Genomic DNA, 17,339 nt, shown 5'->3' on the forward strand with positions numbered 1-17,339 from the left:
TTTAATGAGTATACAGTGCGAGGTGCTAGATGTCAAGGGCGTGCGCAGTGCAAATGCCGCTAAATGGAATGAGAGGGGTATGAGATGATAGTACTAACCAGCCTTTGTCATTTTAGATGAGTTGGGGATGGTAATTGTAAACATAGAGAGTAGGTTGGAGAGAGGGGCCGCAGTAGTTATGGGGTACAGACATAGTACTTGCGTGCATAAGCTGTATGCGGAGAGGTGAGAAGAAAAAAGATTACTGTAAATGTTGTCAACCTCTCACGTGAGAGTATACAGATGAGAAATTTACAATGTTGGAGGCACCCGTTGGCATGTTTCATTTACTCACCATTCCTGCTATACTACAAACACATCCGACCCGGCCTGTAGGAGATTTTCCTGGGGGCATCGATTTCTATGAGGAAGTGGCAGCCAGCATGCCTGTGAAGAAACCGGCGCGTGGGGCTAATGCACAGTCGGATGAGGCCACACTGATTGGCCTCTACGAACAATTCCGACGCCCCATCCACTCATATACCTATCGTTTACTAGGCAATATGGAAGATGCCGATGACGTGACGCAGGAGGTTTTTGTACGAGCCTGCACCTCCTGGGATGCGCTCTATGAGCGCGGTCAGCTTTCGGCCTGGCTTTATCGTATTGCTACAAACCTTTGCGTCGATCAGCTACGACGCAGGAAACGTATTTCCTGGTGGCCTCTGGCTTTTCGCTCGCGTTCCGATGATGGATCGGACGACAACCTGCTTGAGGATGCAACTGCTTTGCTTGCAGACAGTGGAGGTATCCCCGAAGTTGCCGAGCGCGAACTGATCAATGCTACCCTGAGCCGTATGCCCAGTGAGTATGCCGTCGTGCTGGCCTTAAATGCCGCACAGGGTATACCCTATCAGGAGGTGGCAGATATCGTTGGGATCTCGCCCAACGCTGCTGCTACGCGTATTTCTCGTGCTAAGAAAATGTTTGCCGAACACTATCAACGTCTGACGAAGGACGGCGTGGGTACGCGAGGGAAAACGAAATGAAAAGCATGGATTTACCGCCCCTGCCTTCGGTTGATGCATCTGGGCCAGACGTTTGTAATTCTGTCAGCCTGTACCTGGCCGTCTGGGATGATCTTTCTGATGAGCAGAAACAGCGCGTCTCCGCTCATATTGCATCGTGTCCAGACTGCACGGCGGAGCAGCGACTTTTTGAAAGAACTACGCGACAGATGGCTGGATTAGCAGCGTCCAGTCCATCGCCCCGCGTCGATCAGGCCGTGCTCGCTGCTATCTCGGCTCGTAGTCGAGGCGTTGCGGCACCCGTGACGCGTTTCTCGTCGCGTCGCGCTCGTCGCTCGCCAAGACGCCTGATCACCGAAGTCGTCGCGCTGGCCGCCGTCTTTATGCTGGCCTTGCTCGGGGCATCACAACTATTAACGCAGTGGGTGCAACCACAATTTGCTCTACCACAGAACCTCTCCTGGAATGGCTATGTCCTCTATCACACTCAAACGGAGGTCAGCGCGAAGGGAGAAAAAATGCTGGTGACGAGCTATTATGATCTTGGCTCTGGCAGTATGAATGTAGAAACAAAAATGGATGATAAGCTCGATGTTGTGGCGGTAACTGATAGTAAAAAAGTTCTGGGAATGGATATGATGAATCATGTGGCGGAGTGGGATGCGCACGAATGGATTGCGGAAGAACCGACATTTAATCTGGCCCAATTGCGCAAGGATTTAACAGCGGGTCGCGCAGTCTATCTCGGCAAGAGTACCTTCAACGGCAAGCCTGTCTATCGCGTGCGCAATGCCGATGGTACGGTCCTGCTGCTCGATATGGATTATATGCCCGTCAACGTTCTGGAAAGCTCCGGGACACCGGGAACTGCGAAACCGATGTTCGATACGTTCAAAGTACTTCCCACTGCACAAGTTCCTGATTCTACCTGGGATATGACGGTGCCTTCGGGCTTTAAGCTTGGCACGATGCCAGAAAGACCCTGATTATTCGCCTCTTTCTGGCTCTGCCCAGCTTCTGCTCTCAATATTGTTCTCTCAAAAATAAATAATCAAGAAATTAATATAGCTGCAATAAAATTTTGTAAAAAGACTGGACAAGCTCCTGGCAGTCAACACTCATGAGATCCGCAATGTTGCAACGGCTCTTTAGGACGGTTGACAAATTGCCAGGAGCTTGTTATTCTTAGAGAAATAAATGATGACTATCATCATACAGGTATTTTCTGACGAACCAGAGGACTGGTCGGCGGCAACTTCCCGATGAGATATTTGGAGGAGAGCAATCATGACAAGATCGTGGCGTGGGCCAATAGCGATAAGCGCTGGTAATGGTTGCCCTGCCTGTCTGCCTGCTTTCCGCTTTGCCGCACAGCAAACAACTTCGACTACTTCTAGCTTCGCACCTGTACACTATCAAGACACCTGCCAATTTGTGCAGGTGTCTTTCTTTATTCTGGTTGTTGCTGCCGTATCGCTTGCACTGCACCTTATTGTAGCTGTTCAGCTCGTCCTTCTTGCAGGGCTGCTTCTTAGCCTTACAGAGCAGGTAGGACTCGTCGGGTTGCTTACCCGCAGACTACAGGGAGGAGAACGCAGGCGCTAAACTGACGGAACTGCAAATCGTTTCTTGAGAACCTCCCACAGTGGGAGGTTCTTTTTTATATCTCGGATTTGAGAGGAGAAAGGTATGGCAAATATGTTGTCAAATACACAACAGGATACCCGGACGTTCATATTACAGTCAGAAGCACCAGAGACGCTGACAGGCAGCCATCTACTCTGCCAATCACTAATTCGTGAGGGCGTTGATATATTCTATGGCTATCCAGGTGGCGTGCTTGTCCCGTTTTACGATGCACTCACCTCGTATCCAGCGCTCCATCACGTGCTGGTCAGACATGAGCAGGCGGCAGCGCACGCGGCAGATGGCTATGCACGAGCGACGGGCAAGGTTGGCGTCTGCATCGCCACCAGCGGTCCCGGCGCGCTTAATCTCGTTACGGGCCTTGCCACTGCCTATGCCGATTCCATCCCGATGGTTGCCATTACCGGACAGGTGCCGCACGATCAGATCGGGCGCGATGCATTTCAGGAGACCGACATAATCGGCGTGACACAGCCCATCACCAAACATGCTATGCTGGTACGCACGACAAGTGAACTCTCTGCTGCGATTCACGAGGCGTTTCATATCGCGCGCAGTGGGCGTCCCGGCCCGGTTGTCGTGGATATCCCAAAGGATGTGCTTTTTGATACGGCCCTCGCCACGACATTGATCACGCAAAACGCTATTGACGCTGCTCCCGCCCCGATTGCGCATCCGGCAGCGTATCTCGTCGCTCAGGCAGCTGCGTTAATTGCCAGAGCCGAGCGCCCCCTGATTATGGCGGGGCACGGCGTCATTCTCTCACAGGCTTATGAAGAGTTGCGTCGATTTGCAGAGAAGGCGCATATTCCAGTGATTACTACCCTGCTCGGCATCAGCGCCTTCTCCTCTGCCCATCCACTCTTTATTGGCATGCCCGGTTTGCATGGTGCCGCTCACGTCAACCGGGCGATTGGACAGGCAGATCTAATTATCGGAGTGGGATTGCGCTTTGATGATCGGGTGACGGGCAATGTGAGCGATTTCGCCCCGCATGCGCGGATTATTCACATCGATATCGATCCCGCAGAGATCCATAAAGTCAAAGTGGCAAGCGTGCCGCTGATCGCCGATGCAGGTGCAGCTCTGGCTGCGTTGCATGAGCGGATCGAGCCGCTGGATCATAGCGAGTGGCTGCGCGAGATTCGCTTCTGGCAATATACGGATGGGGCGATTGGTCGCAGACAGTTTAACGAGACGCTGCCCGATCCTATTGGCATTCTCACCGCGATGCACGAAGCGACGGATGGAAAGGCGATTCTGGTAACTGACGTGGGGCAGCATCAGATGTGGGTGGCACGCTACTATCCCTGGACGTGCCACAACAGCCATATCACCTCCGGTGGTCAGGGAACGATGGGCTTTGCTTTGCCAGCTGCTCTGGGCGTGAAAATGGGGTTGCCCGATGCATCGGTCTGGGTGGTTGCTGGCGATGGCGGTATTCAGATGAATATTCAAGAACTGGCAACCTTGCAGCAGGAGGGCGTGGACCTCAAGATCGTGATTATGAATAATGGCTATCTGGGCATGGTGCGCCAGTTGCAGCAATTCTTCTATGCTGGTAACTATTCCGAGGTGCCGATCAGCAGCCCCGATTATGTCCAGCTAGCCGATGCATACGGCATGAAGGGCATACGTATTACCAGACGTGAAGATGTCGCCGACGCGATCCAAACGGCAATGGAGACGCCCGGTAGCATCATTCTCGATTTTGTGATCGAGGCAGAGGCCAACGTCTATCCGACCGTGATTCCCGGTAAAGGTATTACCGAGATGATCGAATAATGATGAACGCTTACCCGCTCACATAACGATACAGAGCTGTCTTGCCACCGACAAAGCTTCTGAGCCAGAAGACCGCGCCATTGTTGGTGCCGGTGGGAGTGACAGCCAACAAATCGCCAGGTTGGGGCGGTTTCGTAACATCGTTCCATTGCTTGCTGGCGGGATCATAGCGTCGAATGGTGCTATTGTTGCTTCCATTAGCACTGGAGAGAGCGTAGAGTTGTCCATCGATGGTGCTAAACCAGCCATGCACGAAACCGCTCGCTCCCTGCACCTGCAAGGTGGTCTGCCATGTGGCACCGCCATCTGTGCTGGTGCGGATGCGGAAGGAGATTGGCGCGGTAGATGACAACATAGGGACAGACGTATCGTTGAGCGCTCTGTTGCTCATTGCTTCGCCAACAAAGAGCGTGGTAGGCTTCGCGCTTGCCAGCTGCAGCGTGCTGTCAGGCAGAATGTCGTTGAGCAATTGCTGCCAGTTTGCGCCTCCATCCGTTGTTTTATAGAGAGTCATGAGCGTTGTCTTTGCACCAGGTGTGATACCTGGCTCGCTCAGGCGTGGTGGCGGCCCGGCTATCTCGTAGATGGTGCGCGTATCGTTGGGATTGACTGCGTAGTCGTGAACGATGAGCGTTATGGAAGCCGCAGGATTGGTGATAGGCGTCCAGGTTTGTCCTTCGTCACTGCTATGAACCAGTCGTGATGGCGTCGTGGTAGAAAGCTGGGTGACATTGGAGGCCAGCGGTGATGTCCACTGAATGCCGAACAGGTCGTGGCCTACCTGCCGAAGCTGCTGGACATGCCATGTGACGTTTGCCTGTCCATCTTGCAATCTGGATTGTAGCGTCTTCCAGGTCTTTCCACCATCGCTGCTCTGTTTGAGTACATCGGGCGTGTTGCCCCCGGTTGGCGTGCCAGCTGTCACGACAAAGAGTTCGTTGCCGTTTGCGGGGTTGATCGTGAACTGGCAGAAGTCGCGCAACGTAACCTGTTTGCTCAGATCTTGCCAGTGAGCGCCAAAATCGTCGCTACGTAAGAGCGTATACTGAGGGGACTGTCCCTGCTGCGGTTGAGGATAAGGAGAAGCACATGCATAGAGAAGAGCAGGATTTGTTGGAGCGGCCTCTAGCGAAGAGAAAAGGTAGCGATTGTCCAGGTTGACCCATTGTCCGGCTGCCGGTGGTGTGCTGAGAGGCGAGCTGGCCTGATTGGTGATGCCGCGCAGGACAAACAGAATGATGCTGGTAGCGATAATGAGTAAAACGACCAGGAGCGTACCAAAGCTCGTGAGCCAGGATTTGCGTGCAGGGGTAGCTCGTTGCTTGTCTGCTGATTTATGCTGATCTCGTGCTTTCAACTTATTCTCCTGCATCTTACCCTCCCGCTTTCTCTGGATCGCTTGGATTGCCGTAAATAGAACCATCTGAGAAGAAGACGAAGGGAAATGCCGGAAAGTTCCACGAGATTCGGTCTGGTTTGCGAGAGCGAGATTTGCTATGATAGGGGGAGGCTGTGAGCAACTTGTGATGGCTGCTTGAAACATGCCCGTATTTCGTTCGTTGTTATATATTGGGATCGCAGGTAGCTCCTACAAGCATTGACACACGTACCTTATTAGGAATACTATGGGCGCATAACCAGTTGTGCTATGCGAAGAGTAACTGAGAAAGCCAATCAATCCTGATTGACGAGATTGAGGAACATTACACCATGTCACAGAGGCAAAACGGCAACCGGGAAAGTCCCCGCGCAGGCAACGACGACGATTTAGAGCAACTCCTCGAAGGTGGCGTCACTCTGCATGAAACACAGGGAGGAGACACTGCATCGGCGTTTCTTGTCGATGAGGACGACGAGGAGGCTGAAGAAGTGCTGCCGAACACCGATGTTCAGGGAGCATTAGGACTATACGCGGAGGCTGCACAGGACATGGCTACGGCCTCTCTGGAATTAAGCCTGGGGCGGCATTTTGCTTGTGTTGATTACTGTAATCAGGTCGCAGAAAAAGCGGCACAGGCCGTGAGCCTGTTGCGCTATGGTCGGCGCTCGCGTTATGATCACGATCTGCGAGCGTTGGGAGCGTTGGTTGGCGCGCCGGAAGATATTCAGGTGGAGATGGAGCGGCTCACTCCTTTTCATCCAGAAGCCTTTTACTCGGAAACGCCCCCGGAAGAGGCCGACGAGGTTATTAGTGCTGAAGAAGCCAATCATTATGTACAATGTACACGGATGATACTGCGTTGGGCCAGAAACGTTGTCCTTAGTGCGTAGAGTTCTATTCGAGAAAGCTTTCTAACAGAAAAGTTTGGTCAAAAAGGCACTCTCTACACCGGCTTTCTATGTTAGAGCGCTTCTGCATGTAAGCAGTCCGTTGTTGCTCAAACACCTTTGAGATCAACGGGTCTGGTAGAGGCGAAGGTTCGTCTGTACCGGGTCTGCAAAGCTCGTTTTGCCCAAAAAACAATTTGGAGGATATTTAATGACGCAACAGATCACCCATTCGGAGTTGGATGAGGCGGTGAAGCAATCACCTCGTAAATGGGTTTACCTTTTTAGCGAAGGCAACGCCACGATGCGCGAACTACTAGGTGGTAAGGGCGCAGGTGTTGCGGAAATGACCAATGCCGGGTTGCCGGTGCCTCCGGGTTTCACCATCACCACCGAGGCATGTAACGCCTACTATGAGGACAACAAGCAGTTTCCGAAGGGCGTATGGGAGCAGGTGAAGGCGGCGCTGAAGGTTGTTGAGCAGCAGACCGGAAAGAGTTTTGGCAATAAAGAGAATCCGCTGCTGGTTTCCGTTCGTTCCGGTGCCAAGTTCTCCATGCCGGGTATGATGGATACGGTCCTCAATCTTGGCATTAACGATGAGACGGTGCATGGGTTGATCGCTCTGACCGGTGACGAGCGCTTCGCCTATGATGCCTATCGTCGCTTTATCCAAATGTTTAGCAAGATCGTGCTGGATGCCGATCCGCGCGATTTCGAGCATGTGCTTGACACCTATAAAGAACGGGAAGGCGTCAAGACCGATGCCGAGATTTCGGCGGGGGCGCTCAAGCAGATCGTGGTCGAGTTTAAGCAGGTGGCCGAGAAATCGTCGGGCCAGTCTTTCCCCACCGACGTATATGATCAACTGCACAAGGCCATCGAAGCCGTTTTCTCCTCCTGGAACAACAAACGCGCTATCGACTATCGCAACTTCAACAAGATTCCCCACAGTCTGGGTACCGGCGTTAACGTGCAGACGATGGTGTTCGGTAACATGGGCAATGATAGCGGTACCGGCGTTGCCTTTACCCGCAACCCCAGCACTGGCGAGAAAGTGCTGTACGGCGAGTATCTGCTCAACGCTCAGGGTGAGGACGTGGTGGCCGGTATTCGCACGCCATCAAAGATCAGCCGTCTGGAAGAAGATCTACCTGCTGTCTACGAACAGTTCCAGCAGATTGCGGAGCGCCTCGAAAAGCACTATCGCGATATGCAAGACCTGGAGTTCACGGTAGAAAAAGGTCGCCTCTACATGTTGCAGACTCGCTCTGCCAAACGCAACGCACAGGCTGCCGTTAAGGTCGCCGTCGATATGGTGCGCGAGGGCTTGATTAGCGAAGAAGAGGCCGTCAAACGCGTCGAGCCGAGCCAGGTCTACCAGTTGTTGCTGCCTCGCTTCGACGAAGAGGACAAGAAACGCGCCACCGGCTCGGGCCGCTTGCTGGCGAAAGGTCTGAACGCCTCCCCGGGTGCTGCCGCTGGTAAAGCTGTTTTCGATGCCGACACCGCCGAGGATCTGGGCAAGAAAGGTGTGCCGGTCGTGCTGGTGCGTCCTGAGACCAGCCCGGACGATGTGCATGGAATGCTGGTGGCAAAAGGTATCCTCACTGCTCGCGGTGGTGCGACCAGCCACGCCGCAGTTGTGGCACGCGGCCTGGGCCTCCCCTGTGTTGCCGGTACCGAGACCCTGCGCGTCAGCGAGAGCGAGAAGCTGTTCCGAGTGAGTGGCTCCGATGTTGTCATCAAAGAGGGCGATGATATCTCCATCGATGGTGGCACCGGCGAAGTCTTCAAAGGCATCATCAAGACCGTTGATCCCGATTTCGACAAAGAAGAGGATCTCAAAGCCCTGTTGACCTGGGCCGACAAGTTCCGCAAGCTGGGCGTCTGGGCTAACGCGGACTATCCACGCGATGCCAAACGTGCCGTCACCTTTGGTGCTGAGGGTATCGGTCTCTGCCGCACCGAGCATATGTTCATGGAGCAGGAGCGCCTGCCCATCGTGCAGAAGATGATCCTGTCAAAGACCAGCGAGGAGCGTGTGGTAGCCCTTGATCAACTGTTGCCGTTCCAGCGCGCCGACTTCAAAGGTCTGTTCGAGTCAATGGTCAATCCTGAGACCGGCGAAGGCTATCCCGTCGTGATCCGCCTGATCGATCCGCCGCTGCACGAATTCCTGCCTTCCTATGAGGAGTTGCTGGTAGACGTGACGCGCCTGGAGACTCAGGGTGGTCATGAGGCTGAGCTGGCTGAGAAGAAGACTATGCTGGAGGCCGTTGGTGCGATGCGCGAGATGAACCCCATGCTGGGTCTGCGCGGTTGCCGCCTGGGTCTGCTCTTCCCTGAGATCAACGTCATGCAGACGCGTGCGATCCTGGAGGCTGCGGCTCAGGTTGCGAAGGCTGGCACCAAAGTCTATCCCAAGATTATGATCCCGCTGGTTGGTCATGTGAACGAGTTGAAGGAAGTGCGCCGTCAGCTTGAGGCGGTGGCGCAGGAGATCGCCGGTGAACTTGGCGGTGCCATCGATTACAAGTTCGGCACCATGATCGAGCTGCCTCGCGCCGCTCTAACCGCCGATCAGATCGCAACTCAGGCCGATTTCTTCAGCTTCGGTACCAATGACCTCACGCAGACCACGTTTGGCTACAGCCGCGACGACGCAGAGGGTAAGTTCTTGCTCCGCTACGTCGAGGGTCTGGATGAGCCAGGTGCGAAGGAGAAGGTGAAGATCCTGCCGGTCAACCCCTTCCAGACGCTCGACCGCGACGGTGTGGGTCAACTGGTCGCGATGGCCGTCGAGAAAGGCCGCCGCACTAACCCGAACATCGAACTGGGCATCTGTGGTGAGCATGGTGGCGATCCTGATAGCATCGAGTTCTGCAATCAGGTTGGCCTCAATTATGTGAGCTGCTCGCCCTTCCGTGTCCCGGTGGCACGTCTGGCCGCTGCTCAGGCCGCTCTCACGCGCTCTGAAAAGGATAGATAAGTCATATCGATAATGCGAAGGTGGGCATCCGTATGGATGCCCACTTTTTTGTGTCCAGATTTACATAGAAGGAAAGAAGAAGTGTATTAAAAGCGTTGCACATATGCAGCCGAACCTTTGGGGTTGCAGCCATCGGTGACTTGAAATGTGCAGCCATCAAGATTGAAGTATGATTCCCAGTAGAGCTTGCCCTGACTACGCAAGGTGGCAAACGTATCGGCCATCTTATTGATGTAAAATGGGTTGTCGGTCGAGTTTGGGGTATTAAGACCCCACTCCGGGAATGTGAGCGGCTTGTTATGTGCATTAGCGAAGGCGATCCAGGCTCCTATCCCGGTTGGACTGCCATCCTGCGTCGCGTTGTAGTCGGCGTCCCATGCGCCCTGATTCGGGTATGCCGGGAACATGTCGTAGAAGTCGGGGCCGATCACATCGACCTTATCGTCGCCAGGATAGGTGGTTCGCGTGTCAAATCCGGCAATGTTTGATGATTTGTTCGGGTTCCAGGCAATGACGAAGCGGGGGTCCACGCTTTTAAAAGCATCGTAGGCATGGCGGAAGCACTGCACCCACTGCCCCGCTGTATCGGGCGTGGCATGCCACCAGAACCAGTCTCCGTTATGTTCCCAGCCCAGACGAATGAGCGCGTCAGGGAAGCCCGCATTCTTCAATCCCGTCGCGATATTGCGATAGTGCTGGTCAAGGCCGCCACTAGCACACGTGCTAGCATTCTCGCTCTTTGCCCATAAAGGCTGAGAAAAGGAAATTTTACCGGGAAAGCGCACATTGAACGGAGCGGTTGCTTCCCCTGTAAAGTAGGCATGGACTGTATGGAGCGCTTCCATTTCTTCCCAGGTCTCGAATGTGTTCCATGTTTCCCAGACCTGTACAGGTGTGCCTCGAAACGTCCCGAAAGTATACGGGTTCTCTGTTCCTGCTCCGGATAGCCCTGGTGCTCCTGTTGAAGTAGATACAGTTGGAGAGGCATCTGGAACAGTTGGAGAGGCATCGGGAGCTATGGGCGCTGCGATTGCCGTCGCTGGCTGCTCTGCGACAACCTGAATGCCGCTAATAAATGGATTGTCTGCCCCTGCTTGAGTGAAGGCGATGACGATCTGACCATTGCTATTGGCTTTGACGGGAAAATCTTTTACCAGCGCTTTCTTATATCCAGCTGTCGCAAAGACATCAAAGCTGCTCAGTACTGGAGAACCATTAATTGCAACATTAAAGAGCCGCTGTCCCTTCGCTTTCCAGGATAGCTCTGCCCAATGGAGCCGCACAGTATAGGTCGCGCCGACCATCAAGCTGGGGATCGTATAGGTAAAGGAGCTATTCCAGCGGCATGTCTGGTAAACGTCCTGGGGAGCGGGATCTGTAACGCCACTCGTGTCGATGGGCGTTGAGGTATCTATGTACTGATTTCCCTGATCGAAAGCTGTATCAGCAACGAAATTCCCAGCGGTATCTCCACCAGTATTGATAAAGATGTTTGTGTTGAGCGTGTCTGCTGATGCTATGGAGAGGGTTCCAGCGATCAAACTTACCATCACCGCACCGATTGCCAGGATTGCGATGATGAGAGGAGGTTTGCGGCGTAATGCCCATCTGCGCGCCACCATGATTCCCTTCCTTTCGCGAAGAAGTGGATCGACGATTGGTTCATGCTCTCAACTCATTGCACAGACAATGTTGGGGTTAGCATAGGGTATTTTTCTTCTGTTTTCAATGTTGTACTTTTCTCAACATAAGGTATTATTTACTATTCTGCTCCATCCTGTTTTCGCAATCGTCCTGTTTAGGGGGGATTTTATTGTCATCCCCTCTGGTGCTTGCTATAATGGTTGGGTATTCGCCTGGCATTAAAGGAGCAAGAGGCTTATGATTGATCCCGTCGGTCAACAACTTGGAAATTATCGCCTGGTACGCCTTTTAGGACGGGGTGGATTTGCGGATGTCTATCTTGGGGAACATGTTCACTTACGTACCCAGGCGGCGATCAAAATACTACAGATGCGGCTGGCAGAAGAACATGCCGAATCATTTATTAATGAAGCGCGGACCATTGCCCATCTGATCCATCCCAACATTGTGCGCGTCCTCGATTTTGGCGTACATAATGCGGTGCCGTTTCTGGTGATGGATTATGCGCCCGGCGGCACCATCCGGCGTCATATGCCATCCGGCAGGCCATTGCCGCCAGCCGATCTTTTCCCTTTTATTACGCAGGCAGCCGCAGCCCTGCAATATGCCCATAATCGCAAGTTGATGCACCGCGATGTCAAACCGGAAAATATGTTGATCGGCGTCAATGGTGAGGTGCTGTTGAGCGATTTCGGCCTCGCCCTTGTCACACAGAGTACGAGTTCTCGTGCGGCAGGTGGAAAAGGTGGCGATTTTTCGGGTACCGCAACCTATATGGCCCCTGAGCAGGCGCGAGGAAAGCCACGTCCAGCCAGCGATCAATATGCGCTGGGAATTGTTGTTTTTGAATGGCTGACGGGTGAGCGCCCATTTCAAGGGACGTTTATTGAGGTCGCGACTCAGCAGGTGTTAGCTCCTGTCCCATCATTGCGCGAGAAGAATCCAGCGATCCCGCTGGCTCTTGAAGAGGTCGTGATGCGCGCAATGGCAAAAGAGTATCAACAGCGTTTCCCGAGCGTGCAGGAGTTTGCGGCTGCACTGGCGCAAGCGTGCGGGCGTGAAGGTCTTATCAGCGCGCAAATGGCGCAGGCAGCTCAAGTTGTGACAGCTTCATCGGCCATGCCAGGGACATCGGTGCTCGGCAATGTTTCGCAGCAATTGACCTATCTGCAATCGGTAAAGAGCCAGGAAGCACAACAACCTCCAACAACTCCATCACCTGACATCGCCTCAGAGGGAACGTTTCTTACACCGTCTTCATCAAGCCAGGATTATGCAACGGAGATGATCTCGAATCTGCAAGTATCTCCGTTGTCGTTTATGCAGAAATCTTCGCAAAAGCTACAACAACCACCCGAAGGAGCAGCAGGGCCAGCATCGTCATCGCCAAAGCTGCAACAGTCCTCGAAGAGCGCGTCATTATCAGCTCCCTCTTCGCAACAGCTCGGTTGGCAGCTGGTGCAGTCAACGGATGCATCTGCGGAACAGACGTTTATGATGCCTTCATCGATGAACAATCCGGCACTGGTTGCGAAGGCGTTGAAACGAGCCTCTCACACTAATAAGGTGTTGCTTGCTGTCAGTGTATTTCTGATCTGTATGCTTGTGATTGGTGGAGGAGCTGGCTTGTACTTTATGCACAGAAATGGGCGCTCGGTTCAGCTTCCACCGCCCATCAATCGAGGGGTAGGTAAGGGAACCTCTATAGGACAGCCCCAACAGGATGGCACAGCGGGAGGAAAGCAACCTGCGCGGCCTACTCCTACGCCACAGTTGTCTAATTCAAATGCTGGTACACAGGCACCCAGTCCTTATATGTCGTCGATGGGAACATTGGTAGTGAACGATCCTATGACCAGCAATCAGCTCAGGTGGGATGATGGCGAGTCCTGTAAAATCGACACCGGCGGATATTATATAGGGGTGTCAGGGCAGCAATCGACCATTTGTTATGCCCATGCAACTGATTATGCCAATTTCACCTACGAGGTGCAAATGAGTTTCTTGAAGGCCGACGATACAGATCCTGACGCAGTAGCCGTTGGCCTCGTGTTTCGCGGCGATAATGACTCGGGGGCTTCGTATCGTATTGAAGTAAGTCAAAATGGCAGGGTTATTCCTCTTATGTGTAAAGCGGCAGATACCTGTGCTGTTTTTGATGATGGTCAGTCACGACCAGCAGACGGCAGTCCGGGACCTGCAACTGGTAGCTTGCAGCAAGCAGTTGCAGCTTTTAACAACGGCGTTGAGCAGAGCAACAAGCTGGCAGTGGTTGCTATTGATAACCTCTTAGTGTTTTATATCAACGGACAAGAAGTTTTTAGCACGAAACAAGCCAGCTTTCCCAAGCATGGCATGATTGGCCTCTATTTGAGGGACCGCAATAAAGATAGTAGTGCTGTCGCTCTTTTCAAGAATGTCAAAGTATGGCAAGCATAATCGTTAGCCCAGAGCTTTCTTCAGCAATCTTCCTGTCATTAGATAGGAGAGGTTGCTGATTTTGTTAATTTACCTGTTGATTATTCTCCTCATGTTTTGTTTCGGATGTGCCTTGATCAGGTGTTGCCGGTGCTTTTTGTTCCGCTGGTGGCTTCTTCTTTGATCGGAATGAGGAAGATTTTGCTCGTTTGTGAACACGGGGTAGCGCAATAAATACCCCAACAAGTCCAATAATGGCTGCTATAATCGTTGACAACGGTGTGGCTACAGCATTGAGTACTGCAAGAGTGTCAGGTGTGGAAGGAGGAGGAGTAGATGCGACAGGAAGAGACTGCACTGTTACTGGAAATTTGGGAAATCCTAATGTATAGGGAAAACTTTTTTGCCCATTTGCAATAGATGTCCATTGAACCTCAATATCTACACCAATGCTCTGATCGCCGTCTACCAGCGGGGTCACGAACCAATCCCACTCCACTATCTCTCGATGTTTCCTCCGCAGGACAAGTGCCGTGAAACAAAGGAGCGAATATGCGGGGTCATAGACGATGTTACCTCTTCCCTTATAGAATGGAATAAGAAACAGAACAGACCTTTTATCATTATACGCCAGGGTAGACGTTGCTGAGTAGAATTTTTGGTGGTACTCCTCCATCCTTTTGAACACGATATATTGTCCGTTTATACGCTAAAATTGGTATCAGGCTTGTTCAAAAGTGGCTGCGTTGTTACAACATTTACCAGGCGACCGGGCACATACACCACACGTTGTATATGCTGTTCACCAATGAAGCGCTTGACTTTTTCGCTTGCCAGTACCTCATTTTGAATAGCCGCTTCTGTAGCCTCGTGACTCACCTCAATGCGGTCTCGTACGCGCCCGTTCACCTGCACAATCAGCGTGATGCTCTCTGTATGCAGGATGGCGGGATCGTAACTGGGCCACGATGCTTTGTGGATCGAGAAGGTGTTGCCCATGCGTTCCCACAATTCCTCGGTCAGGAATGGCGCGAATGGTGCCAGCAACAGCAGCAACGTTTGCAGTTCCGCGCGTGTCACCTGCTCCCGTCGAGCCTCCAGAGTGTTGAGATATTCCATCAGCGCCGCAATCGTTGTGTTATATTTTAAGGCGGCAATCTCTTCTGTGACGCGCTTGATGGTCTGGTGCTGAGTGCGTTTCGCTTCGCCCTGTGGCGCTTGTTTGGCTGCATTGCGTGTATGCGAGGTGACGAGCTGCCAGACGCGGTCCAGAAAACGCACGACGCCGCCAATGCCGCGATCACTAAAATCTCCACCAATCTCATATGGTCCCATGAACATCAGATAGATGCGGAAGACATCTGCTCCAAACTGAGCAATGTAGTCGTCGGGATTGATCACATTGCCTCGCGATTTGGAGATCTTCGCGCCATCTTTTGTGATCAGGCCGTGAGCGCGGAACCGTTTGAAAGGCTCGTCGAAATGCAGGTATCCCAGGTCGTACAGTGCCATTGTGATGAAACGAGCATACATCAGGTGCAGGACGCTATGCTCTGGTCCACCGATATACATATCAATCGGCAGCCATTTGCGGGTCAGGGCCGGATTCCAGGGCTGCGTATCGTCGTTTGAGGAGGGATAGCGCAGGAAGTACCAGGCGGAATCCAGAAAATTGTCGTTGACATCCGTTTCGCGGCGTGCAGGTTTGCCACAGATGGGGCAGGTAGTTTGCACAAAACTCTCGATTGCCGCCAGCGGTGAGGAACCTGTCCCGGTCGGTTTCCACTCCTCCACGTCGGGCAGTAGTACTGGCAGTTGATCTTCTGGCACCGGGACGGCCCCATGTTCGGGACAATAGATGATCGGAATTGGCGGCCCCCAGTAGCGTTGCCGACTGATTAACCAGTCGCGCAGACGATATTTGATGCTCCGTTGTCCCAGCTTGCGCCGCTCGACTTCGGCAATGATCGCCTGTGATGCTTCAACTGAGGTCATGCCTGAAAATTCTCCTGAATTGACCAGTATTCCCGGTTGCACAAATGCTCCTTGCTGGATATTTGCATTGCCCTCCCCTGGTTGTACCGCGACACGAATCGGCAGACTCAGCGCATGAGCAAACTCCCAGTCGCGTTCGTCATGGGCAGGAACGCCCATGACCGCGCCTGCTCCGTAACCGCTCAGCACGAAATCAGCAACGTAGATCGGGATGCGTTCACCTGTAAAGGGGTGTTGCGCGTAGGCACCAGTAAAGACGCCGGTCATGGCGCGCTCGTCTGCTTCGGTCAGGCGTTCCGCTTGCTGTTGATAAGCTTCTACCGCATCGCGATAGGCGGGCTGTGTGATGCTGTCGATCAAGGGATGATGCGGTGCCAGGGCAACGAAGGTCACGCCGAAGATGGTATCGGGTCGTGTGGTGTAGACCTGGATCTGCTGATCAGGCCTATCGACAACGGCCATCGCAAACTCCAGTCCCTCGGAGCGGCCAATCCAGTTGCGTTGTAACGCCTTGACCCGCTCGGACCAGTCCATATGGTCCAGATCGTCCAGCAACTTTTGAGCGTACCTCGTGATTTTCAGAAACCACTGCTCTAGCCAGCGCTTCTCAACGATGTTTCCGCAGCGTTCGCAGCGACCATTGATGACCTGTTCGTCTGCCAGCACCGTTTTATCAAAGGGGCACCAGTTGACGGGAGCCGCGCGGCGCTCGGCCAGCCCACCCTTAAACAGTTGGACAAAAATCCACTGCGTCCAGTGATAATAGTGTGGATCGGTCGTGTTCAGTTCATGCGACCAGTCGAAGCGGTTGCCGATGCGCTTGAGTTGCTCATCGCGGAAACGCCTGACGTTCTGTGCGGTCAGGACGCGCGGGTGGATGCCTTTTTTGATCGCGAAGTTCTCACTATGGATGCCAAAGGCGTCGAAACCCATTGGCTCAAAGACATCGTAGCCCTGCATCGCCTGCCAGCGCCCGTGAATATCCGAACCGACGTAGGCATAGACATTGCCGACATGCAGCCCTTCAGCCGATGGATAGGGGAACATCATCAGGTTGTAATATGGCTTGCTTGCCTTTTGCAAATCCACCTGATACAGTTTGCGCTCCTCCCAGATGCCTTGCCACTTGCGCTCAATAGAGGAGAAATCGTACTGTATGCCATGTTTCTGTGATCGTCCACGCGCCTGCGCTGCCCGGTTAGCAGCATTGGATGAACTTTTTTCTGTCATGAGTGATCCTCCTATGATAAAGAGCCAACTAATGGTTGCGGAGGATATCATCGTGCAAAGAGGCATAAAAAAACACCCTCCGCCCCTGGCAAGGGCGAAAAGGCGTAGTGGCTGATCGAGCAGCAGCCTTTCGCGGTACCACCTTGTTTCACCGCTGCCTCACGGCAAGCGGCCTTATGGGTGCCAACACACCCGAACTCTATAACGGGAGTTCCCGGTGACAGCTACTCAATCTTTTCACTGCCACGGCTTCTGAGGGAGCTTCAGTCTCGTCCTGCTATTGACTTACACCAACCGTCAACTCTCTGCAAACAGGCAAGCTACCTACTTTCCTCGTTCAACGCCTGCTATAA

The 17,339-nt window shown here is 53.1% G+C and carries 11 protein-coding genes and 1 other annotated feature; of the genes, 7 read left to right on the top strand and 4 right to left on the bottom strand.

Annotation, left to right across the window (positions count from 1 at the left end; translation table 11 throughout):
• The first annotated feature begins 296 nt into the window (after positions 1-296).
• The 4 genes from K3T83_RS21885 to ilvB all read left to right on the top strand — a co-directional run bounded on the left by K3T83_RS21885 (position 297) and on the right by ilvB (position 4,439).
• Positions 297-1,028 carry an RNA polymerase sigma factor gene (locus K3T83_RS21885; RefSeq protein ID WP_220205061.1) on the top strand — a complete coding sequence of 244 codons (732 nt, stop codon included), beginning with the start codon at positions 297-299 and terminating at the stop codon, positions 1,026-1,028.
• Complete coding sequence (locus K3T83_RS21890; RefSeq protein WP_220205062.1) at positions 1,025-1,993, top strand: zf-HC2 domain-containing protein; 969 nt, start codon at positions 1,025-1,027, stop codon at positions 1,991-1,993. Before K3T83_RS21885 ends, K3T83_RS21890 begins: the two co-directional genes overlap by 4 nt.
• A 301-nt stretch (positions 1,994-2,294) precedes the next feature.
• On the top strand, positions 2,295-2,612 hold the full coding sequence (locus K3T83_RS21895; RefSeq protein ID WP_220205063.1) for a hypothetical protein: 318 nt from the start codon (positions 2,295-2,297) through the stop codon (positions 2,610-2,612).
• Between the two features lie 93 nt (positions 2,613-2,705).
• Complete coding sequence (gene ilvB / locus K3T83_RS21900) at positions 2,706-4,439, top strand: biosynthetic-type acetolactate synthase large subunit (RefSeq protein ID WP_220208276.1); 1,734 nt, start codon at positions 2,706-2,708, stop codon at positions 4,437-4,439.
• Between the two features lie 10 nt (positions 4,440-4,449).
• Here ilvB and K3T83_RS21905 read toward each other — a convergent pair whose 3' ends face one another.
• Positions 4,450-5,796 carry a WD40/YVTN/BNR-like repeat-containing protein gene (locus K3T83_RS21905; RefSeq protein WP_220205064.1) on the bottom strand — a complete coding sequence of 449 codons (1,347 nt, stop codon included), beginning with the start codon at positions 5,794-5,796 and terminating at the stop codon, positions 4,450-4,452.
• A 353-nt stretch (positions 5,797-6,149) separates the two neighbouring features.
• Between K3T83_RS21905 and K3T83_RS21910 the strand changes: the two genes are divergently transcribed.
• Positions 6,150-6,710, top strand: coding sequence for a HEPN domain-containing protein (locus K3T83_RS21910; protein WP_220205065.1), 561 nt, complete (start codon positions 6,150-6,152; stop codon positions 6,708-6,710).
• A gap of 208 nt (positions 6,711-6,918) precedes the next feature.
• The gene (gene ppdK, locus K3T83_RS21915; RefSeq protein WP_220205066.1) at positions 6,919-9,699 is read left to right on the top strand and encodes a pyruvate, phosphate dikinase; all 2,781 of its coding nucleotides are present in this window, start codon (positions 6,919-6,921) and stop codon (positions 9,697-9,699) included.
• 86 nt (positions 9,700-9,785) lie between these two features.
• Here ppdK and K3T83_RS21920 read toward each other — a convergent pair whose 3' ends face one another.
• Positions 9,786-11,321 carry a malectin domain-containing carbohydrate-binding protein gene (locus K3T83_RS21920; protein ID WP_220205067.1) on the bottom strand — a complete coding sequence of 512 codons (1,536 nt, stop codon included), beginning with the start codon at positions 11,319-11,321 and terminating at the stop codon, positions 9,786-9,788.
• Positions 11,322-11,580: 259 nt separating this feature from the next.
• Between K3T83_RS21920 and K3T83_RS21925 the strand changes: the two genes are divergently transcribed.
• Positions 11,581-13,782, top strand: a complete 2,202-nt coding sequence (locus K3T83_RS21925) for a serine/threonine protein kinase (RefSeq protein ID WP_220205068.1) — start codon at positions 11,581-11,583, stop codon at positions 13,780-13,782.
• Positions 13,783-13,846: 64 nt separating this feature from the next.
• Here the strand turns inward: K3T83_RS21925 and K3T83_RS21930 are convergent, their stop codons facing one another.
• Both K3T83_RS21930 and leuS read right to left on the bottom strand, forming a co-directional pair.
• The gene (locus tag K3T83_RS21930; protein WP_220205069.1) at positions 13,847-14,242 is read right to left on the bottom strand and encodes a hypothetical protein; all 396 of its coding nucleotides are present in this window, start codon (positions 14,240-14,242) and stop codon (positions 13,847-13,849) included.
• Between the two features lie 221 nt (positions 14,243-14,463).
• On the bottom strand, positions 14,464-16,986 hold the full coding sequence (gene leuS / locus K3T83_RS21935) for a leucine--tRNA ligase (RefSeq protein WP_220205070.1): 2,523 nt from the start codon (positions 16,984-16,986) through the stop codon (positions 14,464-14,466).
• Positions 16,987-17,081: 95 nt separating this feature from the next.
• Positions 17,082-17,336: a binding site (T-box leader), on the bottom strand.
• Positions 17,337-17,339 lie beyond the last annotated feature (3 nt).

The sequence above is a fragment of the Reticulibacter mediterranei genome (assembly GCF_016587455.1).